Here is a 2,782-nt window from a genome sequence, read left to right as displayed (position 1 = left end):
TTCCTGTAGTATCTCCATTACAAATTGGATCATTATGTGTTTCTGGATTTATTGATAAAACAGTTGGTTCAAATATTTCAACTGTAGTTTGCCCAATACATGTTGTAGTCAGATCTTGAACTGTTACTGTGTAAACCCCTACACCTAAACCTGCTGCTGTCTGTGTGTTAGCTAATGCTGGCAAAGTTGCATCATCATCCCAAGAATAAGAATACCCTGATGGAAAAGCACTAGTACCTGTAACACCTGTTACAGTAACAGCCCCATCTGTTTCTGCGAAACAATTAACACTATCTGCTAATGCAACCGGAATTGGTAGTGGATTTATTGTTATATCCAATGTCGTAATATCAGCACATTGGCCCGCTGACGAAGTAAAAGTATATGTTTGGGTGCCAGCTGCTGCTGTTGATACTACTGGATTCCATGTGCCTGTAATCCCATTAGTCGAAGTTGTTGGTAATACCGGTGCTGTAGCATTTTGACATACTGGTGGTACAGCAGAAAAAGTAGGCTCTACTAATGGAGTTACTGTGATATCTAATGTTGTAATATCAGCACATTGTCCTGCAGATGGAGTAAAAGTATATGTTTGTGTTCCGGCAGTTGCTGTTGATACTGCAGGGCTCCACGCTCCTGAAATCCCATTAGTAGAAGTTGTTGGTAACACAGGCTCTGCACTATTTTGACAAACTGGAGCTACAGCAGCAAATGTAGGAACGACCAAAGGGTTAACTACCACGGTAACTGTATCAGTAATTGTACATCCTGCAGCATCTGAAACAGAAACAGTATAAAGAGTTGTTGAAGTAGGGGCTGCTGTTGGATTTGCAATACCGTCATTCGATAAATTAGTATTCGGTGTCCATGTATAAGTATATCCTGATGATCCCGAAGCAGTAGGTGAACCACCAATAGTAACTGGGATAATTCCGCCAGATAAATTTGGACAAGTTGATACTGTAGGTCCAGCGTCAACAGCCAATGAAGATGGTGTCGCTGTAAGTGTAATATCCACTATTTTCTCACAACCATTATCATCTGTAACAGTAACAGTATAAGTGCCTGCTGCTAAGCCGGTAGCACTACTAGCTACTCCATCACCAAGATCATTCTGGCTTAAAACTGTTTGACCTGAAGAATTTTCCCATACATAGTCATATGGAGCAGTACCACCTTGACCTGTTGCCGTAGCACTTCCTCCATTAGGATCCCCACAAGGCGGATCTACAAAAGAAGTTAAAGGAAAGTCACAACAGCTAATAATTGCAGTAAACTGGTATGATGGATCATTTTCACAACCATCAACAGTATAGCTACCAATTTCTCCATCAACATAAGTATTTACATCCATAGTTAAAGATGCTCCGTTAACGCAACTTCCTACAGGTAATGTTTGTGCTTGCCAACAAAACTGCCAATTACCAGTCCCATCAATTCCAGGGTCACCATAATTATTACCTGCATTACCATCTGGTGGAGTATTTCCTTGAGGATCAATATCTACATACCAACCTGGTTGATTAACAGTTGGATTATTAGCAGAGTTACCTGAGCTATTGTACCAAAACCAATCATAAGTACCTGAGCCTCCATTCTCACTAACCGGCGTTGCAGTTGTTGAAGCCCAACCATTTCCGGATAAAGTAGGCACTACACCACTCAACCAATTAGACGAAATTTGATCAAACTCACTTATTTCTAGACAGAATGTTATTGATGTTCCTGGTTGATAAACACCATTAGTTGGTCCAGGGCTAGCTGTAATACCCGCTTGTAGCAAACAGACATCACAATTAAGCATGCTTTCTAATTCTAATGTAAAATCATCCGTATCTGTTTCATTAGCGCCGCTTATTTGGAGATAATATAAATCTCCTGTAACTAAACCTGTGTAGAGCTCACTAAAGTTCCCATTATTACTAGTTCCACAATTAAACCCTAAAAGATCACCACATGTAGATCCATTTGAGCCATAATAAAGACCAACATTCATATCATTCATCCCTGAATTGATATTTAAATCAAGTTCATTACCTGTTGCTATAAATGAAAACCAAACATCAGCTGCAGGGGCATCCATACATGCTAAGGCAGAATATGGGTTTTCTGCAGTTGCACCATTTGTAGTAAAGTTAAATGTCTGAACAGAACTACTACCACATAACGGCACATCAAGATTTATCGGTGTTGCTTGAGAACAAATATCACCTTGAGCATTAGCTATAACAACGCTAAAGATTGCTATTGTTAGTAAAAAAAGATTCTTCATAACTATCTATTTCTTTTTCTTAAAATTTGGTTTATCATAATAACATGTCCATTTTCATTAATTCTAAAAACTGGCTCAATATAATCTTTTGGCAAATCACCTTTTATTGATATTGAATCCTCAACTTTAACCCCATTTTTTTTTAATTCATTCGCAGAAAAAAGTTCAATTTGAACACCAGATTCAAAATTTATCACTCTTCTTTTATCAAAAAATCTATACTGATCAAAACTAGCCTTATTCATTGCTGAACTATAATCAGCAAGATTTTGAACTTTATTTGTCTTGATAATTTTATATGTGTTCTCTTGCGAATAAACTCCCAGTGTAATTAGAAATAAAAATATTGTTAATGATTTTTTCATATTGTATATCGTTTATCTTTTTTCTTGTTTTTTTATAAAATAAATAAATGTTAAATACCAAACAATAGTATTTACTAAGTTATGTAATCTTAACAACTAAGATAACGAAAAAAATAAAATAGGGTTGCCTGTAAAATATTATAAA

Annotated in this window: 1 protein-coding gene and 1 pseudogene; both read right to left on the bottom strand. The window is 36.7% G+C overall.

Translation table 11 applies throughout. The annotated features are described in order from the left end of the window. Window positions 1–2,272 (bottom strand): annotated as a pseudogene (locus tag FRY74_RS12745) (hypothetical protein); the annotation flags it as partial. 2 nt (window positions 2,273–2,274) lie between these two features. Beyond that, on the bottom strand, window positions 2,275–2,637 hold the full coding sequence (locus FRY74_RS12740; protein ID WP_147102225.1) for a hypothetical protein: 363 nt from the start codon (window positions 2,635–2,637) through the stop codon (window positions 2,275–2,277). Window positions 2,638–2,782 lie beyond the last annotated feature (145 nt).

The organism is Vicingus serpentipes (assembly GCF_007993035.1).
GTDB lineage: Bacteria > Bacteroidota > Bacteroidia > Flavobacteriales_E > Vicingaceae > Vicingus > Vicingus serpentipes.
The sequence above is the reverse complement of the archived record's forward strand: the minus strand, read 5'-3'. Positions and strand labels throughout refer to the sequence as shown.